General features: G+C 53.9%; 41 protein-coding genes and 2 pseudogenes. 3 read left to right on the top strand and 40 right to left on the bottom strand.

The genetic code is table 11. The features are described 5' to 3' along the window. Positions 1-262 precede the first annotated feature (262 nt). A pseudogene (locus tag JCM12296_RS19510) lies at positions 263-727 on the top strand (zinc-binding dehydrogenase); the annotation flags it as partial. Here the strand turns inward: JCM12296_RS19510 and JCM12296_RS19515 are convergent. From JCM12296_RS19515 to JCM12296_RS38575, 4 genes are read right to left on the bottom strand one after another with little or no spacing between them, the layout of a single operon-like run. Then, positions 714-1,514: an esterase/lipase family protein gene (locus JCM12296_RS19515; RefSeq protein ID WP_213182729.1), complete on the bottom strand. Its 801-nt coding sequence runs from the start codon at positions 1,512-1,514 to the stop codon at positions 714-716. The pseudogene JCM12296_RS19510 and the gene JCM12296_RS19515 sit on opposite strands and share 14 nt — an antisense overlap. Further along, positions 1,511-1,639, bottom strand: coding sequence for a hypothetical protein (locus tag JCM12296_RS47790; protein ID WP_281492078.1), 129 nt, complete (start codon positions 1,637-1,639; stop codon positions 1,511-1,513). The genes JCM12296_RS19515 and JCM12296_RS47790 overlap by 4 nt, the downstream gene beginning before the upstream one ends. Beyond that, entirely contained in the window at positions 1,636-3,480 is a 1,845-nt protein-coding gene (locus JCM12296_RS19520; protein ID WP_218188173.1) for an MFS transporter, read from the bottom strand. The genes JCM12296_RS47790 and JCM12296_RS19520 overlap by 4 nt, the downstream gene beginning before the upstream one ends. A gap of 29 nt (positions 3,481-3,509) precedes the next feature. Continuing rightward, positions 3,510-3,662 (bottom strand): hypothetical protein, encoded by a 153-nt coding sequence (locus JCM12296_RS38575; RefSeq protein ID WP_157067758.1) that lies wholly within the window; start codon positions 3,660-3,662, stop codon positions 3,510-3,512. A gap of 209 nt (positions 3,663-3,871) precedes the next feature. Here JCM12296_RS38575 and JCM12296_RS47795 point away from each other — a divergent pair, with 209 nt between their 5' ends. After that, entirely contained in the window at positions 3,872-4,003 is a 132-nt protein-coding gene (locus tag JCM12296_RS47795; RefSeq protein ID WP_281492079.1) for a hypothetical protein, read from the top strand. A 49-nt stretch (positions 4,004-4,052) separates the two neighbouring features. Further along, on the top strand, positions 4,053-4,346 hold the full coding sequence (locus tag JCM12296_RS19525; RefSeq protein WP_054696866.1) for a hypothetical protein: 294 nt from the start codon (positions 4,053-4,055) through the stop codon (positions 4,344-4,346). Positions 4,347-4,407: 61 nt separating this feature from the next. On the opposite strand, the gene JCM12296_RS19530 is transcribed toward JCM12296_RS19525, so the two are convergent. The 36 genes and pseudogenes from JCM12296_RS19530 to rpsJ all read right to left on the bottom strand — a co-directional run bounded on the left by JCM12296_RS19530 (position 4,408) and on the right by rpsJ (position 24,406). Further along, the gene (locus tag JCM12296_RS19530; RefSeq protein WP_054696869.1) at positions 4,408-6,141 is read right to left on the bottom strand and encodes an acyl-CoA carboxylase subunit beta; all 1,734 of its coding nucleotides are present in this window, start codon (positions 6,139-6,141) and stop codon (positions 4,408-4,410) included. Between the two features lie 34 nt (positions 6,142-6,175). After that, positions 6,176-6,568: a carboxymuconolactone decarboxylase family protein gene (locus tag JCM12296_RS19535; protein ID WP_054696876.1), complete on the bottom strand. Its 393-nt coding sequence runs from the start codon at positions 6,566-6,568 to the stop codon at positions 6,176-6,178. Positions 6,569-6,827: 259 nt separating this feature from the next. Next, complete coding sequence (locus JCM12296_RS19540) at positions 6,828-8,120, bottom strand: TRAP transporter large permease (RefSeq protein WP_054696878.1); 1,293 nt, start codon at positions 8,118-8,120, stop codon at positions 6,828-6,830. 34 nt (positions 8,121-8,154) lie between these two features. Then, positions 8,155-8,598 carry a TRAP transporter small permease gene (locus JCM12296_RS19545; RefSeq protein WP_246804596.1) on the bottom strand — a complete coding sequence of 148 codons (444 nt, stop codon included), beginning with the start codon at positions 8,596-8,598 and terminating at the stop codon, positions 8,155-8,157. 243 nt (positions 8,599-8,841) lie between these two features. Further along, positions 8,842-9,927, bottom strand: a complete 1,086-nt coding sequence (locus tag JCM12296_RS19550) for a TRAP transporter substrate-binding protein (RefSeq protein ID WP_054696880.1) — start codon at positions 9,925-9,927, stop codon at positions 8,842-8,844. A gap of 277 nt (positions 9,928-10,204) precedes the next feature. Further along, positions 10,205-10,756 carry a 50S ribosomal protein L17 gene (rplQ, locus tag JCM12296_RS50655; RefSeq protein WP_054696883.1) on the bottom strand — a complete coding sequence of 184 codons (552 nt, stop codon included), beginning with the start codon at positions 10,754-10,756 and terminating at the stop codon, positions 10,205-10,207. Between the two features lie 8 nt (positions 10,757-10,764). Further along, positions 10,765-11,784 (bottom strand): DNA-directed RNA polymerase subunit alpha, encoded by a 1,020-nt coding sequence (locus tag JCM12296_RS19560; RefSeq protein ID WP_054696889.1) that lies wholly within the window; start codon positions 11,782-11,784, stop codon positions 10,765-10,767. 72 nt (positions 11,785-11,856) lie between these two features. After that, positions 11,857-12,486 carry a 30S ribosomal protein S4 gene (gene rpsD / locus JCM12296_RS19565; RefSeq protein WP_054696891.1) on the bottom strand — a complete coding sequence of 210 codons (630 nt, stop codon included), beginning with the start codon at positions 12,484-12,486 and terminating at the stop codon, positions 11,857-11,859. A gap of 69 nt (positions 12,487-12,555) precedes the next feature. Then, on the bottom strand, positions 12,556-12,942 hold the full coding sequence (gene rpsK, locus JCM12296_RS19570) for a 30S ribosomal protein S11 (RefSeq protein WP_054696894.1): 387 nt from the start codon (positions 12,940-12,942) through the stop codon (positions 12,556-12,558). Between the two features lie 32 nt (positions 12,943-12,974). Continuing rightward, positions 12,975-13,346, bottom strand: a complete 372-nt coding sequence (rpsM, locus tag JCM12296_RS19575) for a 30S ribosomal protein S13 (RefSeq protein WP_054696897.1) — start codon at positions 13,344-13,346, stop codon at positions 12,975-12,977. A 13-nt stretch (positions 13,347-13,359) separates the two neighbouring features. Beyond that, a complete protein-coding gene (gene rpmJ, locus JCM12296_RS36735) occupies positions 13,360-13,473 on the bottom strand; it encodes a 50S ribosomal protein L36 (protein ID WP_083456323.1) in 114 nt (37 codons plus the stop codon). 73 nt (positions 13,474-13,546) lie between these two features. After that, entirely contained in the window at positions 13,547-13,765 is a 219-nt protein-coding gene (infA, locus tag JCM12296_RS19580; RefSeq protein WP_054696899.1) for a translation initiation factor IF-1, read from the bottom strand. Between the two features lie 71 nt (positions 13,766-13,836). Beyond that, on the bottom strand, positions 13,837-15,147 hold the full coding sequence (secY, locus tag JCM12296_RS19585; RefSeq protein ID WP_054696903.1) for a preprotein translocase subunit SecY: 1,311 nt from the start codon (positions 15,145-15,147) through the stop codon (positions 13,837-13,839). Between the two features lie 2 nt (positions 15,148-15,149). Beyond that, positions 15,150-15,323 carry an uL15 family ribosomal protein gene (locus tag JCM12296_RS51485; protein ID WP_479690870.1) on the bottom strand — a complete coding sequence of 58 codons (174 nt, stop codon included), beginning with the start codon at positions 15,321-15,323 and terminating at the stop codon, positions 15,150-15,152. Between the two features lie 20 nt (positions 15,324-15,343). Continuing rightward, positions 15,344-15,589, bottom strand: a complete 246-nt coding sequence (gene rplO, locus JCM12296_RS51490; RefSeq protein ID WP_479690871.1) for a 50S ribosomal protein L15 — start codon at positions 15,587-15,589, stop codon at positions 15,344-15,346. A 2-nt stretch (positions 15,590-15,591) separates the two neighbouring features. Next, entirely contained in the window at positions 15,592-15,774 is a 183-nt protein-coding gene (gene rpmD / locus JCM12296_RS19595; RefSeq protein WP_054696908.1) for a 50S ribosomal protein L30, read from the bottom strand. Positions 15,775-15,786: 12 nt separating this feature from the next. Continuing rightward, positions 15,787-16,002, bottom strand: coding sequence for an uS5 family small ribosomal subunit protein (locus JCM12296_RS51495; RefSeq protein ID WP_479690872.1), 216 nt, complete (start codon positions 16,000-16,002; stop codon positions 15,787-15,789). Next, a complete protein-coding gene (locus JCM12296_RS51500; protein ID WP_479690873.1) occupies positions 15,969-16,283 on the bottom strand; it encodes an uS5 family small ribosomal subunit protein in 315 nt (104 codons plus the stop codon). Before JCM12296_RS51500 ends, JCM12296_RS51495 begins: the two co-directional genes overlap by 34 nt. Positions 16,284-16,309: 26 nt before the next feature. Beyond that, positions 16,310-16,678, bottom strand: coding sequence for a 50S ribosomal protein L18 (gene rplR, locus JCM12296_RS19605; protein WP_054696919.1), 369 nt, complete (start codon positions 16,676-16,678; stop codon positions 16,310-16,312). 69 nt (positions 16,679-16,747) lie between these two features. Further along, positions 16,748-17,287, bottom strand: a complete 540-nt coding sequence (rplF, locus tag JCM12296_RS19610; RefSeq protein WP_054696922.1) for a 50S ribosomal protein L6 — start codon at positions 17,285-17,287, stop codon at positions 16,748-16,750. 78 nt (positions 17,288-17,365) lie between these two features. Continuing rightward, entirely contained in the window at positions 17,366-17,758 is a 393-nt protein-coding gene (gene rpsH / locus JCM12296_RS19615; RefSeq protein WP_054696924.1) for a 30S ribosomal protein S8, read from the bottom strand. Between the two features lie 45 nt (positions 17,759-17,803). Next, positions 17,804-17,989 carry a type Z 30S ribosomal protein S14 gene (locus JCM12296_RS36740; RefSeq protein ID WP_083456324.1) on the bottom strand — a complete coding sequence of 62 codons (186 nt, stop codon included), beginning with the start codon at positions 17,987-17,989 and terminating at the stop codon, positions 17,804-17,806. A gap of 27 nt (positions 17,990-18,016) precedes the next feature. Beyond that, positions 18,017-18,556: a 50S ribosomal protein L5 gene (gene rplE, locus JCM12296_RS19620; protein WP_054696955.1), complete on the bottom strand. Its 540-nt coding sequence runs from the start codon at positions 18,554-18,556 to the stop codon at positions 18,017-18,019. A gap of 32 nt (positions 18,557-18,588) precedes the next feature. Further along, on the bottom strand, positions 18,589-18,918 hold the full coding sequence (rplX, locus tag JCM12296_RS19625; protein ID WP_213182733.1) for a 50S ribosomal protein L24: 330 nt from the start codon (positions 18,916-18,918) through the stop codon (positions 18,589-18,591). Between the two features lie 30 nt (positions 18,919-18,948). After that, a complete protein-coding gene (rplN, locus tag JCM12296_RS19630; protein ID WP_054696927.1) occupies positions 18,949-19,317 on the bottom strand; it encodes a 50S ribosomal protein L14 in 369 nt (122 codons plus the stop codon). Between the two features lie 18 nt (positions 19,318-19,335). Then, entirely contained in the window at positions 19,336-19,593 is a 258-nt protein-coding gene (gene rpsQ / locus JCM12296_RS19635) for a 30S ribosomal protein S17 (RefSeq protein ID WP_054696933.1), read from the bottom strand. A gap of 53 nt (positions 19,594-19,646) precedes the next feature. Next, a complete protein-coding gene (gene rpmC, locus JCM12296_RS19640) occupies positions 19,647-19,805 on the bottom strand; it encodes a 50S ribosomal protein L29 (RefSeq protein ID WP_479690874.1) in 159 nt (52 codons plus the stop codon). Next, positions 19,802-20,217, bottom strand: a pseudogene (rplP, locus tag JCM12296_RS19645) (50S ribosomal protein L16). The gene rpmC and the pseudogene rplP overlap by 4 nt, the downstream one beginning before the upstream one ends. A gap of 18 nt (positions 20,218-20,235) precedes the next feature. Then, on the bottom strand, positions 20,236-20,886 hold the full coding sequence (gene rpsC / locus JCM12296_RS19650) for a 30S ribosomal protein S3 (RefSeq protein WP_054696936.1): 651 nt from the start codon (positions 20,884-20,886) through the stop codon (positions 20,236-20,238). A 13-nt stretch (positions 20,887-20,899) separates the two neighbouring features. Continuing rightward, positions 20,900-21,241 (bottom strand): 50S ribosomal protein L22, encoded by a 342-nt coding sequence (gene rplV / locus JCM12296_RS19655; protein WP_054696937.1) that lies wholly within the window; start codon positions 21,239-21,241, stop codon positions 20,900-20,902. Between the two features lie 17 nt (positions 21,242-21,258). After that, a complete protein-coding gene (gene rpsS, locus JCM12296_RS19660; RefSeq protein WP_054696939.1) occupies positions 21,259-21,540 on the bottom strand; it encodes a 30S ribosomal protein S19 in 282 nt (93 codons plus the stop codon). 70 nt (positions 21,541-21,610) lie between these two features. Further along, the gene (gene rplB / locus JCM12296_RS19665) at positions 21,611-22,435 is read right to left on the bottom strand and encodes a 50S ribosomal protein L2 (protein ID WP_054696941.1); all 825 of its coding nucleotides are present in this window, start codon (positions 22,433-22,435) and stop codon (positions 21,611-21,613) included. A 17-nt stretch (positions 22,436-22,452) separates the two neighbouring features. Further along, the gene (gene rplW / locus JCM12296_RS19670; protein WP_054696942.1) at positions 22,453-22,740 is read right to left on the bottom strand and encodes a 50S ribosomal protein L23; all 288 of its coding nucleotides are present in this window, start codon (positions 22,738-22,740) and stop codon (positions 22,453-22,455) included. After that, complete coding sequence (gene rplD, locus JCM12296_RS19675) at positions 22,740-23,360, bottom strand: 50S ribosomal protein L4 (RefSeq protein ID WP_054696945.1); 621 nt, start codon at positions 23,358-23,360, stop codon at positions 22,740-22,742. Before rplD ends, rplW begins: the two co-directional genes overlap by 1 nt. Positions 23,361-23,443: 83 nt before the next feature. Continuing rightward, complete coding sequence (gene rplC, locus JCM12296_RS19680) at positions 23,444-24,076, bottom strand: 50S ribosomal protein L3 (protein WP_054696948.1); 633 nt, start codon at positions 24,074-24,076, stop codon at positions 23,444-23,446. An 18-nt stretch (positions 24,077-24,094) separates the two neighbouring features. Then, positions 24,095-24,406 carry a 30S ribosomal protein S10 gene (gene rpsJ / locus JCM12296_RS19685; protein WP_456236859.1) on the bottom strand — a complete coding sequence of 104 codons (312 nt, stop codon included), beginning with the start codon at positions 24,404-24,406 and terminating at the stop codon, positions 24,095-24,097. Positions 24,407-24,425: the final 19 nt, after the last annotated feature.

Raw genomic sequence — 24,425 nt, forward strand, 5'->3', positions numbered from 1 at the left:
CGGGCCGGCAAGCGCCACCTGTGCCGCAACACCATCGGCGTGGGCGTCAACCGCCCGGGATGTTTCGCCGAGTACATCAGCGTACCGGCATCCAATGTCTTCCGGGTGCCACAAAATATCGGTGACGATCTCGCCGCCATCCTCGACCCCCTGGGCAATGCCACCCACACCGCGCTCTCCTTCGATCTGGTGGGCGAGGATGTCCTGATCACCGGCGCGGCCCCATCGGCATCATGGCCGTGGCCATTGCCCGGCATGTGGCGCCCGCCATGTGGTGATCACCGACGTCAACGATTACCGCCTGGCGCTTGCCACGCGCATGGGCGCCAGCGCGGCCATCAACGTAACCCGCACGGCCATCGGCGACACGGTCCGGCAATTGGGCATGCAGGAGGGATTTGATGTGGGGCTGGAAATGTCCGGCAACATCCAGGCTTTCCGGGACATGCTGGAAGCCATGAACTACGGCGGCCGCGTGGCCATTTTGGGCATTCCCGGCAGCGAGGTCTCCCTGGACCTGACCCAGATCATCCTCAAGGGGCTGAAGTTGAAAGGCATCTATGGCCGTGAGATGTTCGAGACCTGGTACAAAATGACCAGCATGCTCCAAAGCCGGCTGGACATTTCGGCCGTGATCACCCATCGCTTTGCCGTGGATGATTTCATGCAGGCTTTTAAGGTGATGCATTCCGGCCAGTCGGGCAAGGTCATCCTCAATTGGGATTAAGGGTGGACGCTGCCCCGCCCTGCCTGAACGCACCATGCACAAGGAAAAAAAGGGTCTGTTGGAGAACTTCCGGCGCGCGCATGATGAATCCGTGACTGCGGTGGACCACCAGAAAATCGGTCATGCCCGCAAGGCACGCCCGAGCCACGGCGACCTTGCCGTCATCCGGGCCGGGGATGCGCACGGAAAACCAGGGCTCCAGGCTGCGGTCGCCGGTAATGATCCCCACGGGCAGGGCGATGGGCCCCAAGCGCCGAGGAAGCGCATCCGCCGCCGTGCCGAGCTGCTGCCCGGCCGGACCCATGATCCGGCGGTAAGGCCAAAACCCTTGCAGCCAATCGGCGATTTCGCTGCCCTGGTTGGGCGGACTGAGCATCACCACCCGGCTGCCCGTGGGCAGGTCATGGGTCTGCAGGTAATGCCGCAGCACGATGCCGCCCAATGAATGCGTCACGACATGGATCGGCGCCCGGGGATCCGCCTTGAGACACCCCGCGATCGTGGGTACAAGCCCCTGGCTCAGGGTTTCCACCGGCTGCCGGGTGGAGGGGTAGGCATGGTTGATCACGGTAAAACCATGGGCTGCAAGATAGGCGGCCATGGGGGCCATGGAACGGGAGGTGCGGCCCAGGCCATGCAAAAGGATCACTCGGGCCGGTATCCGGTCCGCCGGCACTGCGGTCGAATCGCCCGCAGCTTCGCCGGACAGGATCGCCATTGCGGAAACGATGGCGCACGCCCATCGCGGGACCGGTGGCCCGGCTTTCCACTTTTGAAAAAAACTCATCGCCGATCACCTCTCAAGGCCAGCACCCGCTCTCGTAAATCAGCGGCCGTCACCTGAACCGGCACCACCGGGCAACCGGCCACCAATTCGACCCGCGACCAAAACCGCTGGGGCAGGCGCATCATGCGCGGCCGTTGCGGTGGCTGAAAAAACTGCCCCACAACCCCTTGAGCGCCAAGGGTACCACGGGAACCGGATCGCGGGCAATCATGCGCTCGATTCCCGGACGGAAACGGTCCACGTCACCATCCCGGGTGAGGTGGCCTTCGGGAAAGATACAGACCGCCTCACCGGCTGCCAGGGCGGCGGAAATCGCATCGAAGGCCTGTTTCAGCATCACCGGGTCGTCACGGCCGGAAGCGACCGGAATGGCCCCCGCCGTCCGAAAGATAAAGTTGAGCAGGCGCATGCGGTAGATGCGGGCGTCGATGACGAAACGGACGGGCCGACGGCAGGCACCGATGATCAACAGGGCATCCATGTAGCTGACATGGTTGCACACCAGCACGACCGGACCGGTCTCGGGAATGCGGTCCAGATCCCGGTGGCGGAAGCGGTACATGGCATGGGTGACGGCCCAGACCAGAAACCGCATGGCAAACTCGGGAACCAGGGTGTAAATATAGATGGCCACGGCCGCATTGGCCAGCGCCAGGAAAAGGAAAAACAGCGGGATGGAAATCCCGGCAACCCCCAGAAGAAAAGCGCCGGCAATGGCGGCCAGCACCATGAACAGGGCATTCATGACGTTGTTGGCGGCGATCACGCGGGCGCGCACCCGGGGATGCGAACGGGTCTGCAACAAGGCAAACAAAGGGACGATATAAAGACCGCCGGAAACGCCGATCAGGATAAAATCGCCCATCAGCCGGAACGCACCGGGATGATGCAAAAATTGTTGCAGGGTCATCAACCCGTCGACAGCGGGCAACCGGCAGGCCCAGAAAAGATCCAGACTGAACAGGCTCAACCCAAAGGAGCCCAGCGGGACCAGCCCCAACTCGACCTTTTTGTCCGACAGCCGCTCGCACAACAGTGACCCGACGCCCACACCCACCGAAAACAGGGTCAGCAGCAGGGTCACCAGGCTCTCACCGCCGCGCAGCACATCCCGCGTAAAGCCGGGAAGCTGCGTCAGATAAACCGCTCCCAGGAACCAGAACCAGGAAATTCCCAGGATGGAGAGAAAAATCGGCCGTTCCCGCCGGGCGTCCCGGAGCATCTTCATCGTCTGCCCCACGATATTCCAGTGGATCTCAAGGTTCGGGGCATGAGCCGCGGCAGCCGGAATCCGGCGGCTGGCCAGCCATCCGGCCAAGGCGATCCCAACGACCACGGTCGCGGTGATCCGGGGCCCATGCGTTGTCTGGATCAGGATGCCGCCACCCATCGTCCCCATGAGGATGGCCACAAAGGTTCCCATCTCCACCAGGGCGTTCCCCCCGACGATTTCATGGGATTCCAGATGATCGGGCATGATGCTGTACTTGACCGGCCCGAAAAAGGCGGACTGGGTGCCCATGAGAAACAAAAGCCCCAGAAGGATCCCTCGGCTGTCGGTCCAGAAAGCGATCGCCGCAACGGTCATGATGAGCACCTCGGCCATTTTGATCCGGCGAATCAAGACGGATTTCTCCGTTTTATCGGTGATCTGGCCGGCCGTTGCCGAGAAGAGGAAAAAGGGCAGAATGAAAAGACCGGCGGCCAGGTTGACAACCACATCGGGCGCCAACGCCAGGGTCTGTCCGGCCTGAAAGGCGATCAGCAGCATGAGGGCGTTCTTGAAAATGTTGTCATTCAATGCGCCCAGGAACTGGGTCCAGAAAAACGGTGCGAAACGTCGCGTTGCCAACAGGTTCACCACCCCGCGGCGGCCGGACGGCGATGGTGGTGGCGGCGTGTCCGAACAACGGTTGACATCAACGGGCATTGCCTTTGCGGCGGCAAGGGTGTCTGGCTTGTCCATCCTGTTTCCCCCTAAATGAAATCGGCGCGTCAGATCATCTTAACGCCACCGGAAGTTGGGCTGATCGGTTGACCGTGTTGACCTGCCTTTAGCTTATCAAAACCCATGCCGTCTTCCGCGCAGACCACAATTTTGTATAACCAACCGAAATAAAAAGATTCATCATCTCTTACACCGATCACCGGCGCACCAGGACCGATTCAGGTTTATACATTTTATGTTCAAACGATATACATAAATTGAATAGCTTTGGTGTGTCCGCCGGATCCTGCTGCGACAAACCTACGGATCGCTGCCGTCGAACACCGAAAACAATCTGGAAGGCCGACTGCACGCCGGTATCCGGGAACAACACGGGACAGTGAGGAAGCTTGTGGGAGGGTATTGTCTTATGCTACATCAAAACCATCACACCATTGAAGCGGTGGCCCGGAGCACCGGGCTGGATCGGCGCACGGCGAAAAAATACGTCACTGACGGCCGGCAGGTCTTTGCCGCCGTCAGTGACGATCCGGTGCCGTGAAAGCAAAAAATCCCGTCCCCGCATGGCAAGATTAGCACCAGGAGCCTGTATGTCCAGAACCCATCGAATTCTCTTGATCGTTTATGGGGTCATCACCCTTGCCCTGCTGGGTTTGGGGTTTGCCGGTTTGCTCAGCCGACGCTTCGGCCTCAGTATCCCCGTCGTCAGCACGTCAATCATCCCAGCGCTCGATCGCCATGCCGTGTGGGGAGAGACCCTGCGGGGTCCGGCGGTCCTGCTTGCCGGCCCCGAGTGGTTCTTCCTGATCATCGTCGGCATCATCATCATGATCGGCATTGGCATCATCGTTACCCTCAAACTGGTGCGTCTCCTCTCCCGTTGATGGCCAACGGAACGAGGCGGGTCGGGAAAGGCCGCCCATACCGAGGATCGAGGCAAGCACGCTACCCCTTGATGACCCGGGGCGTCAACATCTGGTGGTGGGGGCAGATGGACTTGGGATTCTGGTAAACGCAGCCGGCAAAGGCGATCAGGTACCGCCGGATCTCTCCCATGCGGATCACTTCATCCACGAAGCCGTTGCGGGCGCAGTAGGCCGGGCGGGAGTTGTCATGGTACGCCTGGGCCATTTGGTTCATCTTGTCGATCACCGGCTGAAGCGGTCGGCCGGCATTCTTCTCTTTAACCAGGCGCCGTGAAAAACTCGCCGCGGCAGCCGTCTCCCCATGCATCACATAGATCTCGGTCGTCGCCACGCCCAAGGTCAGGGCGTTGTGGCGGTTTGCCGTGGGCCCGCCCATCACATAATGGGCCGCGGCCGTGCCTTTGCGCAAAACGACAAGCAGTTGCGGCACATCGGTGGCCTGAATCGAGTAGATCAGGCTCTGCCCCAGGCCAAGCAATTCGGCCCTTTCGGCGGTATCGCCCACGTCGATGCCGCTGGTGTCCTGGAACCAGATGATCGGAATACGATCACGGCCGCAAAGCGTGACGAATTCATTCATCTTGATCAACCCCTGGCGATACAGCTTTCCGCCGATGCCAGGATAGTCGGCATATTCGGGGTAGTCTTCCCCCAACCACCCTTGCCGGTTGCCGATAACCCCCATCAGGAATCCGTCGATCTTGACCAACCCCGTATATACTTCCGGGCCGTACCCGGGCCTGAATTCGAGGTGCTCGCTGCCATCGACAATGCGGGCCAGCACCTCATCAAAGGCATACATCTGCTTCTGGTTGAAAGGCACCAGCCGGTAGATGTCTTCGGCGGGGAAAAGCGGGGCTTTGGGTTCGGCCACGCGAAAGAATTTCGGATGGTAGGCCGGCATCTCGCGCATGTAATCCCGGATCCCGTCGAGGACCTGGATTTCCTCATCGTAGACATAGCGGAAGAAGCCCGTAGCGTCGTAATGGATCTCCGTCGAGCCCGGCGGTTTGGCCGTGTACGTCTGGGCGGCCCGAATCAGCGCTTCGGCCCCCTGCAGGTCGAAACTGCCCTTGGGGGACATGCCGCTGAGAATCCCGCCCCCGCCAACGGCGATGTTGCAATCCTTGTGGGCAAACAGAACCGTCGGACTGATGCCCTGGTAGCCGCCACCGGCCGGATTGGTGCCGTAAATGGCCGCCAGAATCGGCACGCCGGCCTGGTTCAATTCGGCATGGCGAAAAAAGGTTGTCCCACCCCCCCGGCGGCCGGCATAAAATTTTTCCTGCTCGGTCAACTTTACCCCGCTGCAGTTGACCAACCAGACCAACGGCACATTCAACCGTTTGGCCAGGTTGGTCACACGCAGGATATTTTCCGCCTGTCCGGGCAGCCAGGCACCGGCCAGTACCTTGTTGTCGAAGCCGATGATGACGGCCCAGCGACCGCTGATGCGTCCCAGGCCGTCCACGACATTGGTCGTCCCCTCGCTGTTGTTCTCTGGGTTGTAAAGCGAATGCAGGGGGCACCAACTGCCGGGATCCACCAGACCATTGAGACGCTGCCAAATGGTCATCTGCCCCCGGGCATTGATCTTTTCCTCCGGGAAACCGGCTTGTCTGACGTTTTGCGCCGCCTTCTTCAGCTGATCCTCGACTTCCCGGATCTGCTTGACATTCGCCTCGGCACTGCTGATTTGCCCGGCATTCATAGCGCTTCCGAAAATCGGCATCTGTTGGAAATAGGGACGCATGGTCGTCTCTCCCCTGAACGTTACAGGTTAGCGGTCACTCACTGATAGGCCACTGTCCCTTCTCCAGCAGCACTTCACGCAGGACTTTGAGCGCGGTATTGACCGTTGGAATGCCCCCATAGGTAAAGGTCTGGAAAATCACTTCGGCAATTTCCCTGGAGGTACAGCCGACGTTCAACGCGGCCAGGATGTGCAGGCGCAGCTCTTCGGGCCTTGAGAGGACCGTCAGCACAGCGATGGTGACCAGTTGACGAGTGGGATGCGGAATTTTTTCCCGGGCATAGAGTTTTCCCGTAATAAACAAGGAGAGATCCTTACCCAGGGCTTGATCGAAGGCCTGCCAGAGTTCGAAGGGCTTCTCGCCCTTGACGTCCTTGAAGTAGAGGGCACCGGTTGCCTTGGTTTTTCCCACAAGATCGTTGCTCACAAAATACTCCTTTCCGGCTGATAGATGAGATGGATGAGACAATAAATGATTGGCCCCCATTTCGGCAGGATCGTTTCCAATCGTCCTTCACGTACCGATCGGCAATGTATGAATACACGCCAAGACGGCAGGTAAAGCAAAGCGGGCCATGTTCCGATCTATAACAAAGGCCCGGTGGGATGACAAGCCAGGTCGTGAGCATGGATCCAGACCGGCCCGATTACGCCGAACATGGAGGAATTATTTATTTCTGGCAACCTTAACCAAAGCGCATCAATCGCGGCAGCCACAGCGCAAAATCCGGCATGAAGGTCATCAGCAGGAGAACGGTAATCTGAATGGCGATAAACGGCATGACCGCCTTGGACACATAGATCAAGTCGCGGTTGGCAATGGCACCGGTGATGTAAAGACTGACCCCCATGGGTGGCGTGCAATAGCCGATTGCCAGGTTGACTGTCATGATCAGCCCAAAATGCATCAAATTTATGTTGAAGGCATCCAGCATGGGCAGAAACACGGGTCCAAGGATCATCGTCGCAGAAATGATGTCCATGAACATGCCGACGATCAGGAGCAGGATATTCATGGCAAGCAGGAACATCACGGGGGAGGAGATGGCGGAGAGAACCGACGCCGTAATCCTGCCCGGGATATCCTCCAGGGTCAACAATCGTCCAAAACAGGTCGCACCGGCAACAATGATCAGAAGGGTTGCCGAGGTGACGGCCGAACTGACCGTAATCTCCTTTACCTGACTGAATTTCATCGATTTATGAATAAACAGCTCGACGATAAAGGCGTACACGCAGGCCACCACGGCCGCTTCATTGGCGGTGAAGGCACCGGAGAAGATCCCGCCGAAAATGATCACCGGGAGCATCAGTGACCAGAACCCCTCCTTCAGAACGGCAACGGTCGCTTTCACGGAGGGAATCGGCTTGCGCACGATGCTCTCCTTCTTCCTGAAGTAGGTATAGGAGTAAAGGCATACCAGCAGCATGATCAACATGCCGGGCACGAATCCCGTCAGAAACAGCCCTTCGAGAGAGACATTGCTGATCATCGAGTAAAGGATCATCCCGATGCTTGGCGGTATGATCACACCAAGGTTCGGGGAGGTGGTCATCAATCCCAGGGTGTACTTCTCCGGGTAGCCGTTCTCCAAGAGGGCCGGGATCATGAACCCACCCAGAGCCACCACGGTCGCCACGGTGGAGCCTGAAATGGCCCCGAACAAACCGCAGGCCAGAACACCCGCCATCCCCAGCCCGCCCGGCAACCAGGAAACCATGGCGTTGGCGACTTTGATGAGTTTTTGGACGATCGAACCGGCCGTCATGATATTGCCGCAAAGAATAAAAAACAACACCACCACCAAAGCAAAGTTGTCCATGCTTCGAAACAGGGTTTGAAACAGCAGCAACACCGGAAGATCGGTGAAAATGAGGAATCCGAGCAGGGCCGTCAAGAAGAGGCACAGGAAGACCGGAATGTACGTGGCCATGCAGCCCAACAGGATCAGCAGAATGATGAAGTCACTCGATTGCATAAACGAAGATCTCCTCGAAAATCAGCACGCATGGTCAAGTCGCGTTGGCTTCCCTTCCCCCAAAACCCAGATCCTGGCTGACAATCTGGAGTGTTCGAATAAACATCAGCATGCCGGTTAACGGCAAAATCGCATAAAGGTAAACCAGCGGAATCTGCATAATCACCGTCTTCTGGAATGTGCGGGCCTGCATGGCGGCGATTTCCCAGCCGTAGGTCATCAGAAGGATGGAAAAAATCAGTATCACCAAATTGGAGAAGTAGAGCAATGGCTTCTTCAGAATCGGCAATAGTTGCACGCTGGCGTCGATTTTAATCATGGATCGCTTTTTAACGGCCGCACAGCAACCGATAAACGTCGTGTAGACAATGACTTCCCGAACCAACTCTTCCGACCAGGCCAGCGTGTAGTTGAAGCCATATCGCAGGACCACATTGAAAAAAAGGGCAATCAGGGCAACCAGGACACTGATGAACAATGTCCAATCCTCAAAGAAGGACAACCCGCGATCAAATAAGGCCAGAATACGATCTTTGCTGCGGTATGGGAGAAAGACAAGAACCGAGGACACCACAATGACCACGCCCGTAAAAACCAGCGATACAACGGAAAGCTTACCCATTGGGAAACCTTATCGGTGCCCATCCGAAAATGGCCCATTGGCCTATTTCCGGACGGGCACTTGTTAAACGTTAAAGGCCACGCGAATCAGGGTCACGCTTCAGGGTTGATAGCCAAGAAAATCCTGAACCTCCTTGAGGTAATTCTCCGGACGATACGTATCGCCAGGATAAAGCTTATTGATTTCGGCCGCATATTTTTCGTGAACGGCGGTTCCTTTCTTCCGGAGGATTTCCATCTCGTCGGCCGGCAGCTCAATCACTTCGACCCCGATCGTGGGCAGCTTATTTCTGACCGCGGTTTCCTGTTCAACCCCCGCCTTGCGATACTGAGCGCAGACTTCATTGACGGTGGTGACAAACGTCGTCTTCAGATCATCGGGAAGCGAATTCAGCCAGGCCTTGTTAAAGAGCCAAATAAAGAGTCCCTTGGCATAATTCACCCGCGTAAAGTATTTGGCCACCTCAAATTTTTTGGTCAGGTCACAAACCAGATCGGTATGATCCAAGGCTGTGATGACGCCCTGTTTGAGGGCCACGGGAACATCCGGCCACGGCATGGGAACGGGATTGACGCCCCACTGCTGGTAGGTCAGTTGATTGACCGCCGCCTCGGCGATGCGGAACTTATTGTTCGCCATATCGCTGATGTGCCGAATCGGCTTGGTCGTCGCCCAGCCATAAGTCCCATAGGTGGAAATGTCCAAGGCGGTGATGCCCTGATGGTCGGTTGCCATTAAAAAGTGGTTAAACAGTTTTTTATTGGCGATGAATTTGTCGAGTTTTTCGTCGGTGTCGATGAGGAATGGCAGGTTTACCAGCCCAAACCGGGGCCCCAGGTTGGTGGAGGCAACCGAGCTGACCCCCATTCCCTGGATGGCCCCCATCTGCAGTTGATTGAGTACTTCGACTTCTCCCCCAAGCATGGAGAAGGGTTTGTAATCGACAAAGATTTGTCCATTTGTGCGCTTCCATAATTCATCCCGCAACGCAAATCCGGCGAATACGCCCTTTATGGCCGGATGGGATACATTGGAAACAATGCATTTATACTTGGCACCCGATGGATCGAAACTGGGTTTCCAGGATTCCAGATTAGGACTCGCCGCAAAAACCGGACCGATAAACAAGAATCCTACCGCAACGATTAATTCCAACACCAGTGCTCCTTTTCTGAAACCGGTCATTCAACGCCTCCTTGTTTGTTTTCAGATTAATTGCGTCCCTTCATTTACCCTATACATTTCTACGTATCATCCGTTATTTTTATAGTAAAGCGAATTTTATAAATTCCATTCACCATAATGATTAATTTTGTTATCGTTTTTATCGCTGACCGCACATGCTCAGCCCGCACGACGGATGCACAATATGCAAAAAGTGGTGGATGCCACAAAAAAACGGTCCCGCAAATGCAGGACCGTTTCGTGACAACAAAGGGAGAGGGAAAAAGGAAAAGTGGGTCTATTTATCGTCGGTAGGAACTTCCGTACCCGCCGCCGCAGGCCCAGCAGCATCTTCGTTAGCCGCCTGTGGCTCAGCAGGGGCTTCCGCAGGCTCCGTTGAAACGCTTTCAGCAGTCGCCGCGCTCGTCGAAATGCCTTTTTGCATGATGGGTTCGGCGGAATCTTCTTTTTTAGAGGGGCGCGCTGTCGTCTCGCTGGCGGTAACCAGCTCAATGATGGTCATGGGGGCAGAATCGCCGGAACGGCGGCCAATCTTATAAATCCGGGTATAACCACCAGGGATTGAACCAAAACGTTCTCCCGCCTCCTGGAAGATTTTGTATACGACGTCTTTTTCACGCACGATGGCCATGGCCTGGCGCATGGCGTGAAGGTCGCCCCTTTTGGCCAAGGTGATAATTTGATCTGCCCACCGACGAAGCTCTTTGGCTTTTGCTTCGGTGGTTTTTATACGGTCATGTTTGAGCAGGGATGTCACCATGTTTCTAAACATGGCCTGTCTATGGCTGGAGGTCCGGTTTAGTTTAACACCACTTTTTCTGTGTCTCATTGGAACGATTACTCCCCTTCTTCAACGGATTCTTCAGGCGGTACGAAATTGTCAAGCTTCATGCCCAACGAGAGCCCCATTTCCGCCAAGACTTCCTTGATTTCGTTAAGTGACTTACGCCCAAAGTTTTTTGTTTTGAGCATCTCCGCTTCGGTTTTCTGAACCAATTGATAGATCTTTAGGATTTCAGCGTTCTTCAAGCAATTTGCGCTTCTCACGGACAGCTCGAGCTCTTCGACGCTGCGATAGAGATTGTCGTTGAAAGCCGGCTTCTCGGAACTTTCCTCGTCATGACTACTCGTCGGTTCGGCATCCTCATCGAAATTAATGAAAATGCTTAACTGTTCTTTGAGAATCTTGGCGCCGAAAGCAACCGCATCCTCGGGTGAAACGCTTCCATCCGTCCAGACTTCCAGTGTCAGCTTGTCGTAATCCGTACGCTGCCCCACACGCGCGTTGCCGACAACGTAGTTCACCCTTTTTATCGGCGAAAAAACCGCATCAATGGGGATAGTGCCAATGGGTGCGTCTTCATCCTTGTTGGACTCGGCCAGTGAGTAGCCCTTACCCGCGCGAACGACCATCTCCATCTTCAACGATCCGTCGCCGGAGATGGTCGCGATCGGCTGCTCCGGGTTGAGGACGTCGACATGTCCGTCGTCACTGATGATGGCGCCGGCTTTTACCGGTCCCTCCCCGGCCGCATCGATTCGGATCATGCGCGGGGTCGCATCATCCATTCTAAGGCGCACCTCTTTGAGATTGAGGATGATTTCCGATACGTCTTCGATCACACCGGGAATAACACTGAACTCATGTTCAACTGACTCGAACCGGACCGATACGATGGCAGCACCGTACAATGAGGAAAGAATGGTTCTTCTCAAAGAGTTGCCCAGGGTAATACCGAACCCTCTCTCCAATGGCTCACATACAAATTTCCCGTATGCATCCGTGCTGCTGACGCGAACTTTTTCGCATTTGATCATTTCGCGCCAGTTCATGTACATAAGTTCGTTTTTCGACATTACAAATTCTCCAAAAGAATTAAGATATCAATGCAGTCATCTGTTTTTGCGAGCATCGGCAAGACAAGCCGATTATTTTGAATAAAGCTCGACAATCAGTTGTTCCTGCATCGGCAGCGTAAGGTCTTCGCGAACTGGGAAACTCTTTATCTCGCCTTTAAACTTCTCTTTTTCCAAGGAGATCCATTGGGGCAGTCCCCGCCGAATGACGGCATCCAGCGAATCACTGATGGCCTGAACAGTCCGGCTTTTCTCCACGACTTCAATGCTATCGCCAACATTAACCAAGTAACTAGGAATATTGACCCGCTTTCCATTCACCAAAAAATGGTTGTGACGGACGAAGTGCCGCCCCTGGGTGCGCGAATTTGTGAACCCCAATCGATAAACGACATTATCCAACCGACGTTCGAGAAGGACGAGCAGGTTCGTGCCGGTAATTCCCTTTTGTCGGTCGGCCTTCTGGAAAAAAAGTCTGAATTGTTTTTCGGAAAGCCCGTAAGTGTTCTTGACTTTCTGTTTTTCACGCAGCTGGATTCCATAGTCCGAGGGCTTTCCTCGGCGGCGCTGTCCATGTTCACCCGGCGCGTAGCCACGGCGATCGAAGGCGCATTTGTCGGAATAGCAGCGGTCTCCCTTTAAAAACAATTTGATGTTTTCCCGCCGGCAAATTCTGCAGACAGATCCTCTATATCTTGCCAATTCGTCCTCCTTTTAAACCAGACCGTAGCTTGGCGTGCTTTCTTTCATAGTGCTGGCGATCGTACCCGTTTATACACGTCGCCTTTTGGGTGGACGGCAGCCATTGTGGGGAATCGGGGTGACATCTTTGATCATGACCACGTTGAAGCCGGCGGCCTGAAGGGCCCGCAGTGCAGATTCTCTTCCAGCGCCAGGTCCCTTCACATACACCTCAACACTCTTCATCCCGTGTTCCATTGCCTTTTTAGCCGCATCTTCGGCCGTTAACTGGGCCGCAAAGGGCGTACTCTTGCGCGAGCCCTTAAAACCATGGATGCCGGCGCTGGACCAGGAGATAACATTGCCGACCGAATCGGTAATCGTTACGATGGTGTTGTTAAAGGTGGACTGAATGTGAACAACCCCACTGGAGATGTTCTTTCTTTCCTTTTTCTTGGTCTTGGTTTTTCTGGGCATTTATTTTTCCTGACAGGTATTTAAATTACTTTTTAGCCGCACCTTTTTTCTTGATCGCCGACCGCTTGGGACCTTTGCGGTCCGTGCTTGGTGCTCGTCCGCTGACCGTGTACCGGTAAGGACCGCCGGTGCCGGAGTCCCCGGTAGCACCCCAAGTCCATAAGCCGCTTGATGTTCATGGAAATTTCCGTGCGAAGCTCGCCCTCGACCTTATACTCACTATCGATGACCTTGCGGATGCTGTTGACTTCTGATTCTGAAAGATCATCCGTATTGGTATTCGGGTCTATCTTCAACTTCTCGAGGATCCGGTTGGAAGTGGTTCTTCCGATGCCGTAGATATAGGTCAGGCCAATTTCGATCCGTTTTCGTCTTGGTAAATCTACACCAGCGATTCTAGCCAAAGCTCAACCTCCTCTAACCTTGCCTCTGTTTGTGTCTCTTGTTTTCACAGATAACCCGTACGGTTCCTTTTCGCTTGATGATTTTGCATTTACTGCAAATTTTCCTGACGGATGCTCTGACCTTCATGGTTTACTCCTTCATGCCTAACAATCGGATGGGTCGGCGAGCGCCTTTCCTTATAGAAGCGTCTCAGCGGCAATTATTTAGAACGATAGGTGATCCGCCCACGTGTCAAATCGTAAGGCGAAAGCTCGACCGTCACTTTGTCACCGGGTAAAATTTTGATGAAATGCATCCGCATTTTACCGGAGATATGGGCGAGCACCTGGTGTTTGTTTTCAAGTTCGACCTTGAACATTGCGTTGGGAAGCGTCTCTAAAACGATGCCTTCAACCTTGATGGCTTCTTCTTTTGCCATTCGATTCTCCTGCCCCGCATGGGTGAAATTTCCCGATCCCGACGTACGCCGCAAAAATGGGGTTCATTTGTCTATCTGCGGCCCCGGATCCCGCCTTTTTTCAAGAAGCCTTCGTAATGCCGGGTAAGCATGTGCGACTCCATCTGCGCCACCGTATCAATCGCCACACCCACCACGATCAACAGCGCCGTTCCACCAAAGTAAAATGGCACGTTGAAGCGTGAAATCAAGATGGAGGGCAATACACAGACAGCCGATACATATATCGCGCCTCCGAGGGTGATCCGTGTCAATACCCGATCGATATAATCGGCCGTTCGTTTGCCGGGCCGAATGCCGGGGATGAAACCGCCGTTCTTTTTCATGTTGTCCGCTACATCGACCGGGTTGAATGTCACCGCCGTATAGAAGTAGCAAAAGAAGAAGATGAAGCCGACATACAGCAACTCGTAAAACGGATTTCCGGGACGCATGGCGTCGGCGATCGACTTCATCCAGGGAATCGTAATGAAACTGGCGATCGTCGCCGGAAACATGATGATGGACGAGGCGAAAATCGGCGGTATGACCCCTGAGGTATTGATCTTCAAAGGAAGATGGGTACTTTGGCCGCCATACATACGCCGACCGACGACACGCTTTGCATATTGAACCGGTATTCTCCGCTGGCCCTGCTCAACGAAAATGATAAACCCAACCACGCCAATCATGAGGACCATCAATACCACCAGGGCGAAGATGTTCATTTCTCCGGTGGAAATCAGGCGAAAGGTGTTGCCGACGGCCGCCGGCATACGCGCCACAATGCCGGCGAAGATGATCAAGGAAATTCCATTTCCGATGCCGCGCTCGGTAATCTGTTCTCCCAGCCACATGATGAAAGCCGTGCCGGCAGTCAGTGTCAGTACCGTCAGCAGTCTGAACCCCCAGCCTGGCATCAACACAATCGGGGCGCCGCCGGGTGAGGTCATGCTTTCCAAGCCGACACTGATACCGAGGCCTTGAATGATGCTGAGAATGACGGTTCCGTAACGGGTGTACTGCGTGATCTTTTTACGCCCCTGCTCGCCTTCGTTTTTAAGTCGTTCGAGGTGCGGGATAACCACGGTCAGCAGTTGCAGAATAATCGATGCACTAATGTAAGGCATGATGCCAAGGGCGAATACGGAAAGCTGTTCTAGTGCCCCACCGGAAAACATGTTAAAAATACCGAAGATGGTCCCCTCCATCTTGGCGAAGAAGGAGGCCAGCGCGACCGTATCGATCCCGGGCGTGGGTACATGTACGCCGATTCTGTAGACGAATAATAAGGCGAGCGTGTACAGAATGCGTTTTTTCAGTTCAGGAATTTTGAATATGTTTCCGAATCCGCTGCCGACCATGCTTAGATGACCTCGATCTTCCCGCCAGCCGCTTCAATCTTCTGCTTGGCACTTTCGCTAAATCCGTTGATGCGAACGGTCAAGGGAACAGAGACCTCACCCTTGCCAAGGATCTTGATTCCGTCACGATCACCTTTGACAAGCCCGCTCTTTACCAGTGCCACTTCATCAACCACACTCTGTGCTTCAAAGCGGTTCAGGTCCTGGACGTTGACGATGGCGTAGATTTTTTGAAATGATTTTTAAAACCCCGTTTGGGCAATCGACGATGGATGGGCATCTGGCCGCCTTCGTAGCCCGGCCGAACACCGCCACCGGAGCGTGCGTTCTGCCCCTTGTGTCCGCGACCCGCCGTCTTTCCGGTTCCAGACGCTTCACCGCGTCCGATACGTTTCCTTGCCTTGCGTTGCCCTTTTTCAGGTGCGAGTTCATGAAGCTGCATGATTAATTCTCCTCGGCAACCACCAGGTGAGACACCTTCGCGACCATTCCCCGGGTGGAAGGGGTGTTTTTTAATTCCACGGTTCGATTGAGTTTGGTCAGCCCCAACCCGCGAAGAACCTTACGGTGCTTCTCCGGCCTGCCGATCATGCTTTTAACCAAGGTGATTTTAAGCATACCACTCATAGCTCGTTTTCCTTATCTCAGATCCTGGGCCTTCAATCCGCGCCTGGCCGCAACCGACTCGACACTTTCAAGCTGTTTCAAACCGTCGATGGTCGCCTTGACCACGTTGTGCGGATTATTGGTGCCCATGCATTTGGTCAAAATATTTTGGATGCCGACCGCCTCCAGGACGGCACGAACCGCGCCACCCGCAATCACACCGGTTCCCTCGGAAGCCGGTTTAAGCATAACCCTTCCGGCACCGAACTTACCGATGACCTGAAAGGGAACCGTTCCTCGGCCAGCGGGACTTTAACCATATTCTTTTTTGCCTTTTCCACACCTTTACGAATGGCTTCGGGCACCTCGCCAGCCTTGCCGAGGCCGTAGCCGATACTACCTTCTCCGTCACCGACCACAACAATCGCACTGAAACTGAAACGACGGCCACCCTTGACCACTTTCGCGACGCGGCTGATATGCACCACTTTATCGATCAGCTGGTTTTCTTCTGTTTCTTGCTTGAACAAGGTTCTGCCTCCTTCAATGGTAAGGGCTAAAAGTCGAGTCCGGCTTCACGCGCACCATCGGAAAAAGCCTTGATGCGACCGTGATAAAGAAACCCATTCCGATCAAAAACCACTTTCTTGACACCTTTTTCCATTGCCCGCTGAGCCAGCAATTTACCGGTAAAAACCGCTTTAGCAACCTTGCTGTCGAATTTCGGCTGTTCCTTGACGGTTTTTTCGTTGCTGCAAGCGGCCACAATGGTGGTGCCGGTCGTATCGTCGACAATTTGTCCGTAGATGTGCTTACTGCTCCTGAATATTGTCAGGCGCGGTCGCTCGGCGGAACTGATAATCTTTTTACGAATCCTGATTTTTCGTTTGAGCCAGATTCTCTTTTTTTCCTGTGTTGAACTCATTTGTCCATCCTTTAACGGCTGCAGAATTTTGCCCTTACCGGACTCGGCAATGCCATTATCAGCGCGGTTCTATTTTGTTCCGGTCTTGCCGGCCTTGCGCTGAATATGCTCGCCCGCGTACTTGATGCCTTTGCCCTTGTACGGTTCCGGCTTTCTGAGCTTCCGTATCGAAGCGGCGGTCTGGCCCAATTTTTCCTTGTCGATACCGGTCAGCTTGATAACGGTATTTTTATCGACTGTGGCGCTGATCCCCTCCGGCAGGGGGAAATCGATGGGATGCGAGAACCCCAGATTCAACAGGATCGAACTCCCCTTCATCTCCGCCCGATACCCGATGCCATTGATTTCAAGCACCTTCTCGAATCCTTTGCTAACGCCATCCACCATGTTGGCCACCAGGCTCCGTGTCAGCCCCTGAATGGCGTCGGCTTTGCGATCCGCCTGTTCGATCACGACAGCGATGGTGTCGTTTTCAACACTCAGATTGACTGCCGGGTGGATGGTACGGGTGAGGGTTCCCTTTTCACCCTTGACCACAATAACCCCATCTTTGAATTCGACGCTTGTCTTCTGGGGAATTTTGATTGCTTTTTTGCCTACTCGAGACATTTTGCGCACCTCATTCTTGAATCCTGCGCACAGCGCGATAATTGAAGGTCATCCGCTGAACCGCTGTCGTTGACGTCCCTACCACACCGTGCAAAGGACTTCGCCACCCACATTCTTTTCCCGGGCCGCCTTGTCCGTCATCACGCCATGGGAGGTCGACATGATAGCGATACCAAGTCCGTTGTAAACCGGCCTGATCTCTTTGGCGCCGATGTAATTGCGCCGGCTTGGCTTGCTGACCCGTTCGATGTTGATGATCGTATGCTTCTGGGCGCCCGTGTACTTCAGGTAGACGCGCAGAAGTCCCTGTTTGTTGTCGCTGATGAGCTTGTAGTTTCGGATATAGCCGGATTCTTTGAGAACTTTAGCGATCTCCGTTTTGATCTTGGACCCGGGAATGTCGACGCTGTTGTGTTTCGCCTTCCCAGCATTCCGGATGCGGGTTAACATATCGGCAATAGGATCGCTCATTGCTGTTTCCACCTTGATTGATTGTTCGGGTATTTTACTGGGTGATTACCAACTGGACTTTACAACGCCGGGAAGACGGCCCTGGGAAGCCATGTTTCTGAAGCAGATGCGGCAAATCCCAAACTTCCTGATGAAGCCACGCGGCCTCCCGCAAATGGGACAGCGATTGTACGCCCGCACACTGAACTTCGGTTTCCGCTTTGCCTTTTCTCTGAGTGATGTCTTCGCCAATGCTCTCTCCTTGTAACCACCAGGCTATTAATTTCTGAAAGGCATCCCCATCAGCTTGAGGAGTTCCCTGCCTTCTTCATTGGTTTTTGCCGTTGTCACGATACTGATGTTCAATCCCTTGATCTTGTCGATTTTATCATAATCGATTTCGGGAAATATCAGCTGTTCCCGAACGCCAAGGGAATAATTTCCGGCGCCATCAAATGCTTTTCCGGAAATGCCGCGAAAATCCCTGACCCGCGGTAGCGCAATATTGATCAGCTTGTTGAGAAAATCGTACATCCGGTCTTTGCGCAAGGTGACCATGCAACCGATGGGCATTCCTTCGCGAAGCTTGAATGCGGCGATTGATTTCTTAGCCCGCGTCACCACCGGCTGCTGCCCGGAGATCAGTCTCAGCTCTTCTACGGCGGAATCGATGATTTTGATATTGTGAATCGCTTCGCCAAGCCCCATGTTCAAAACGACCTTTTCGATTTTGGGGACCTGCATGGGGTTGCTGTATTGGAACTTATCTTTTAATTTCGGGACTACCGTATCCTGGTAGAATTGTTTTAGATCTGACATCTTCATCCTCCGCGAGCCTGCCTGAACCGGGCTTAAGCGTCTATGATTTCGTTGCATTTCCTGCAGACGCGGACCTTTTTGCCATCGTCCAGGATTTTATTTTTGACCCTGACAGGTTCGATGCATTTGTTGCACATCAGCATCACATTGGACCAATGAATCGGCGCCTCGCTTTCGAGGATGCCCCCCTGACGATTTTGCGCGTTGGGTTTGGTATGCCGTTTGACAACATTGATGTTTTCAACAAGCACGCGATTTTTCTTTTGGATGACCTTAAGGACCTTACCAACCTTGCCTTTATCTTTCCCGGCAATCACCTTAACTTTGTCATCCTTTTTTAACTGGATGGACTCTTTCATCATTTGTTTTTCTCCACGAGGCGGCTCCATCGCTTAGAGGACTTCAGGGGCCAGGGAAACAATTTTCATGAATCGTTTCGCGCGCAATTCCCTTGCAACCGGTCCAAATATGCGTGTGCCAAGCGGTTCGCGCTGGTTGTTGATGAGCACGGCGGAGTTGTCATCGAAGCGAATATAAGATCCATCCAGCCGCCGGATCTCTTTTTTGGTTCGAACGACAACGGCTTTCAGCACATCGCCTTTTTTTACCTTGGCGTTCGGGATCGCTTCCTGTACCGCAACCACGATGATGTCGCCAATACCGGCATAGCGTCGCTTGGAGCCTCCCAGAACCTTGATGCAATAGACCGCGCGTGCGCCCGAGTTGTCCGCTACGGTGAGTTTCGTTTCGGCCTGAATCATTTTCGTCGTCCTTTGCCGCTACACGGCTTTTTCGATAATTTCGATGATGCGCCAGCGTTTTTGCTTGCTGATAGGGCGCGACTCCGTAATCAGCACCTTATCACCGATGTTGCAGCTATTATCCTTGTCGTGAGCGGAAAATTTATTTCGCCGACGGATATATTTTTTATAAAGCGGGTGCTTGACCAGCCGCTCAACCTGCACGACGGCGGTTTTGTCCATTTTGTCGCTGACTACGGTTCCGATGAGTTGTCTTTTGATTCCACGCGTTTTCATGACAGCATCTTAGTCTTCTTTTGAGGGTTGCAGTTTCTGGTTCAAAATGGTTTTCAGCCGGGCGATATCCTTTTTGGTTTGCCCGATTTTTTCGGGTTTTCCAATTGTCCGACTTCATGTTGAAAACGCAGATTGAACAGGGTTTCCTTCAAATCGGCGACTTTCTGCTGAATCTCGTCGGTGCCGAGGTCTCTCACTTCTGCTGCTTTCATAGTTGCTCGCTCCTCTCAACAAAACGGGTTTTGATCGGTAGCTTGTGAGCAGCGAGCCTTAAGGCTTCTTGAGCCATTTCCCGGCTGACCCCAGTCATCTCGTACAGAACTTTTCCGGGACGGATGACGGCAACCCATCCTTCAGGAGCGCCCTTGCCTTTTCCCATACGAACTTCGGCCGGCTTTTTGGTATAGGCTTATCGGGAAACAATCGGATCCAGATCTTGCCACCGCGTTTGACGTGGCGTGTCATGGCAATACGTGCCGCTTCGATTTGCTTGGAGGAGATCCGCCCACAGTCAACTGCTTGCAAACCGAACTCTCCGAAACTCAGACTGCTGCCCCGATAGGCGGCACCCTTCATTCTTCCTTTTTGACTTTTTCGATATTTAACCTTTTTGGGGCTCAGCATTTCCCATCTCCCACAAGCCTAGGCGTTGATTTCGGCTTGATCCTTTTTAAGAATTTCACCATGGAAGACAAAGACTTTGATACCGACCGTTCCGTAGGTCGTCCTGGCTTCGGTGATACCGTAGTCAATATCCGCGCGCAAGGTATGCAGCGGTACGCGTCCCTCCCGATACCATTCCGTACGGGCCATTTCAGCACCGCCCAGTCTTCCCGAGCAAATGATTTTGACACCTTGCGCGCCAAACCGCATCGCCGAGGACACACCGCGTTTCATTGCTCGCCGGAAGGCTACCCGACGTTCAATTTGCATGGCGACATTTTCCGCAACCAACTGTGCATCGACTTCCGGTTTGCGAATTTCTTGAATGTCGATGAGCACTTCCTGGCTGACGCGACCCTCAAGTTCCTTCTTGAGCTTTTCGATCTCAGACCCTTTTTTTCCGATTACGATTCCGGGACGTGCTGTAAAGATCCGGAGTCGAACCCGCCGGGTAGACCGTTCGATCTCAATTTTCGAGACGCCGGCATGGTGCAGTTTCTCTTTGATGAACTTGCGAATCCGAAAATCCTCGAAGATGTAGTCGGCATACTTTTTTCCGGCAAACCATCGGGATTCCCAGGTCTTGACGATACCCAGCCTTAACGAAATAGGGTTGACTTTCTGGCCCAAGCTATTTTCCTCCTTACTGGACTGAACCTTCGGATAACACGACGGTGATGTGCGACGTTCTCTTGAGAATGCGCGCGCCCCTGCCCCTGGCCCTGGCTTTGAAACGTTTCAGGGATGGCCCCTGGTCGACGAATAAATTTCTGACGACAAGATCATCCACGTCGATACTGGTGTTCTGATCAGCGTTGGCAACCGCGGATCGTACGATCTTTTCGACGATACCGGCAGATTTCTGCGGCATGAATTTCAGTGCGTTGATGACGGCACCGGCCGGTTTCCCTTTGATGGTGTCGGCGATCATCCTCACTTTTTGAGGCGAGATGCGCACGTATCGTTGAGTAGCTCTGACCTCCATTTAGGGCCTTCCTTTTTTTATCTTTTAACCTTTGATTTTTTGTCGGCTGCATGCCCGTAGTAGGTCCTTGTCGGTGAAAATTCGCCGAGCTTGTGGCCAACCATGTTCTCCGTGACGAAAACCGGAATAAACTTTCTTCCATTATGGACAGCCAACGTAATGCCGACCATTTCGGGAACGATGGTCGATCGCCGGGACCACGTTTTGATCACCTGGTTGCTCCGCGTGTTCTGCGCATCGTTCACTTTCTTGAAAAGCTTGTGGTCAATAAATGGACCTTTTTTTATCGAGCGTGGCATGATTTCTCCTGCAAAAAATCCGTTGGGAGCCGTCGGTGGCATCGGCTGTGGCGATGCCGCCGTTCAATGGCTATTTCGTGCGCCGTTTCACGATGTAGCGGTCGGTCCGCTTGTTCTTTCGTGTACGGTATCCTTTGGTCGGCATTCCCCACGGTGAACAGGGATGACGGCCACCGGAAGAGCGGCCTTCACCGCCTCCCATGGGGTGGTCGACCGGGTTCATGGCAACGCCGCGGACTTCCGGTTTCTTCCCCAACCATCGCTTGCGCCCGGCCTTTCCCAAGGAAACGTTTTCATGGATCACATTTCCCAGCTGGCCAATGGTCGCCTTGCAGTTCAGCAGCACCATGCGCACTTCGCTGGACGGCAGTTTAACCAGCGCGTAACGGTCCTCTTTTGCCATCAGTTGGGCGAAGGTACCGGCGCTACGGACAATCTGCCCACCCTTACCAATTTTCAGTTCGATGTTGTGGATATGCGTACCCAGCGGGATATTGGCCAAAGGCAAGGCATTGCCCGGTTGAATATCCGCATCGGGGCCGGACATGACCGTATCTCCCACCGACAGCTTAAGGGGCGCGATGATGTAGCGCTTTTCGCCATCGGCGTAATTCAATAAAGCGATCCGCGCGGATCGGTTCGGATCGTACTCAATGCTGGCGACCTTGGCCGGGATACCGTCCTTGTCCCGTTTGAAGTCAATGATGCGATAGTAGCGTTTGTGTCCACCACCGCGGTGCCGCGCGGTCACGCGTCCCAAGGCATTGCGGCCACCGGTCTTTTTAAGAATCCGCGTCAGGCGTTTCTCGGGGGAAGTCGTGGTGATCTCTTCAAAGCCAGCGTAGTTTTGAAATCGACGCCCCGGGCTGGTGGGTTTTACTTTTTTGATTGCCATCTTTCTACTCCTAGCGGCTATACACCTTCAAAGAAATCGATTCGTTCTCCCGGCATCAACGTCACGATGGCCTTCTTCCAATCCTTGCGCTTTCCCAGAATTCGACCGCGCCGTTTGATCTTCCCCTTCACGTTCACGGTTCGCGTCTTGGCCACCTTGACACTGAAAATTTTTTCAATGGCCCTGGCGATCTCGACACGATTGGCGCGCTTGTCAACCTCGAAAGAGAATTGGTTGCTTTCCTCTTTCTGAATGTTGGTCTTCTCGGTGATCACCGGTCGTTTGATAATATCGTACGGATTCATCAGCCCAGTCTCCCCTCTATCCCTTCAACCGCCGGCTGGACAAGCACCAGTTTGGGGTATTTAAGGATATCGTAAACATTCAATCCTTCCGTCTGAAGAATCTTGACGCCAGGAATGTTGCGCGAGGAGAGTTCCAGATGTTCATTACGCCCCCCAAGGACGATCAACGCTTTTTCGGCATCGATGGTCTTGAAAATCCCGGCAACCACTTTTGTTTTGATCGCCTCAAGATCCATATTGTCCACGACGATCAACTGTTGATCCTGCGCTTTGCAGGTCAGGGCCATTTTCAGCGCCATCTTGCGGACCTTTTTGGGCACCTTTTTGGAGTAGTCCCTGGGACTCGGCCCGAAGATGACACCGCCGCCACGCAGCACTGGAGACTTGATATCACCTTTGCGCGCCCGCCCGGTTCCCTTCTGCCGGTAGAGCTTGCGGCGGCTACCGCTGACGTCGGAACGCCGTTTGACCGACGCGCAACCGGCTCTGCGGCCGGCCAGTTGAGCGGTAACGACCTGGTGAAGGACGCTCTTTTTAACCGGTACGTTGAAAATCGCTTCGTTCAGTTCGGCTTGTGAGACGACTTCACCGGCAATATTAATTACATCAACAACAGCCATATTGTTCCTCGTCCAGTGCAGCCCGCTTCTCCGTCACAGCTCACGCCATCGACGGTGTAAAGGCGGCGCCATGTCCCTGCTGCCTAGGCGAACAGGACCTTGTTAATCGTTACGATGCCAGAACGCGGCCCGGGTACGGGACCCTTGAGCAGAATGATGTTTTCCTCGGGGCGGATATCCACGACTTCCAAGTTTCTGACGGTCTTGGTATCCACGCCATACTGACCCGGCATCCGTTTCCCTTTAATAACCTTTGAGGGCCAGGCACTGCATCCAATGGAACCTGGCACACGATGATTCTTGCAACCGTGGGTTTCGCGGCCGCCACCGAAGCCATGTCGTTTCATAACACCGGAAAAACCGCGTCCCTTGGTGGTCCCCGTTACATTGACCTTCTCACCGATATCGAAGATATCATCAGCACTGACGGTCTGGCCCAACGTGTAAGCATCCGGATCGTCAACGGCGACTTCCTTGAGGGTCGCATAGAATGTGTCCCCGGCCTTCTTGAAGTGGCCTTGCAAGGGGCGGGTCGTCTTCTTGGCCTTTTTCTCACCAAAGCCGATTTGCAGCGCCTGATACCCGTCCGTACCGTTTTTTTTGATCTGCGTGACGACACAGGGGCCAACTTGCAATACGGTGACGGGGATGTATGTGCCGTTGGGCGCGTACACCGACGTCATGCCCAGTTTTTTTCCTACCAGTCCTTTACACATTTTCTTTCTTATCCCCTGTTAAAGTTTGATCTCCACATCGACACCAGGAGATAGGTCAAGCTTCATGAGCGCATCGACCGTTTGCTGGGTGGGTTCGAGGATATCGAGCAGCCGTTTGTGCGTCCGCATCTCGAACTGTTCCCTGGATTTCTTATCCACGTGCGGGGACCGCAACACGCAGAATTTGTTGATCTTGGTTGGCAGTGGAATCGGTCCGACCACTTTGGCACCGGTTTTCTTGGCGGTGTCGAAAATATCGCTGGCCGACTGGTCCAGAAGCTTATGATCGTAAGCTTTCAGCCTGATCCGGATCTTGGAGTTCATTATCATCGTTACGGACTCTCTTTTT

The organism is Desulfosarcina cetonica JCM 12296 (assembly GCF_001311845.1).
GTDB classification, from domain to species: domain Bacteria; phylum Desulfobacterota; class Desulfobacteria; order Desulfobacterales; family Desulfosarcinaceae; genus Desulfosarcina; species Desulfosarcina cetonica.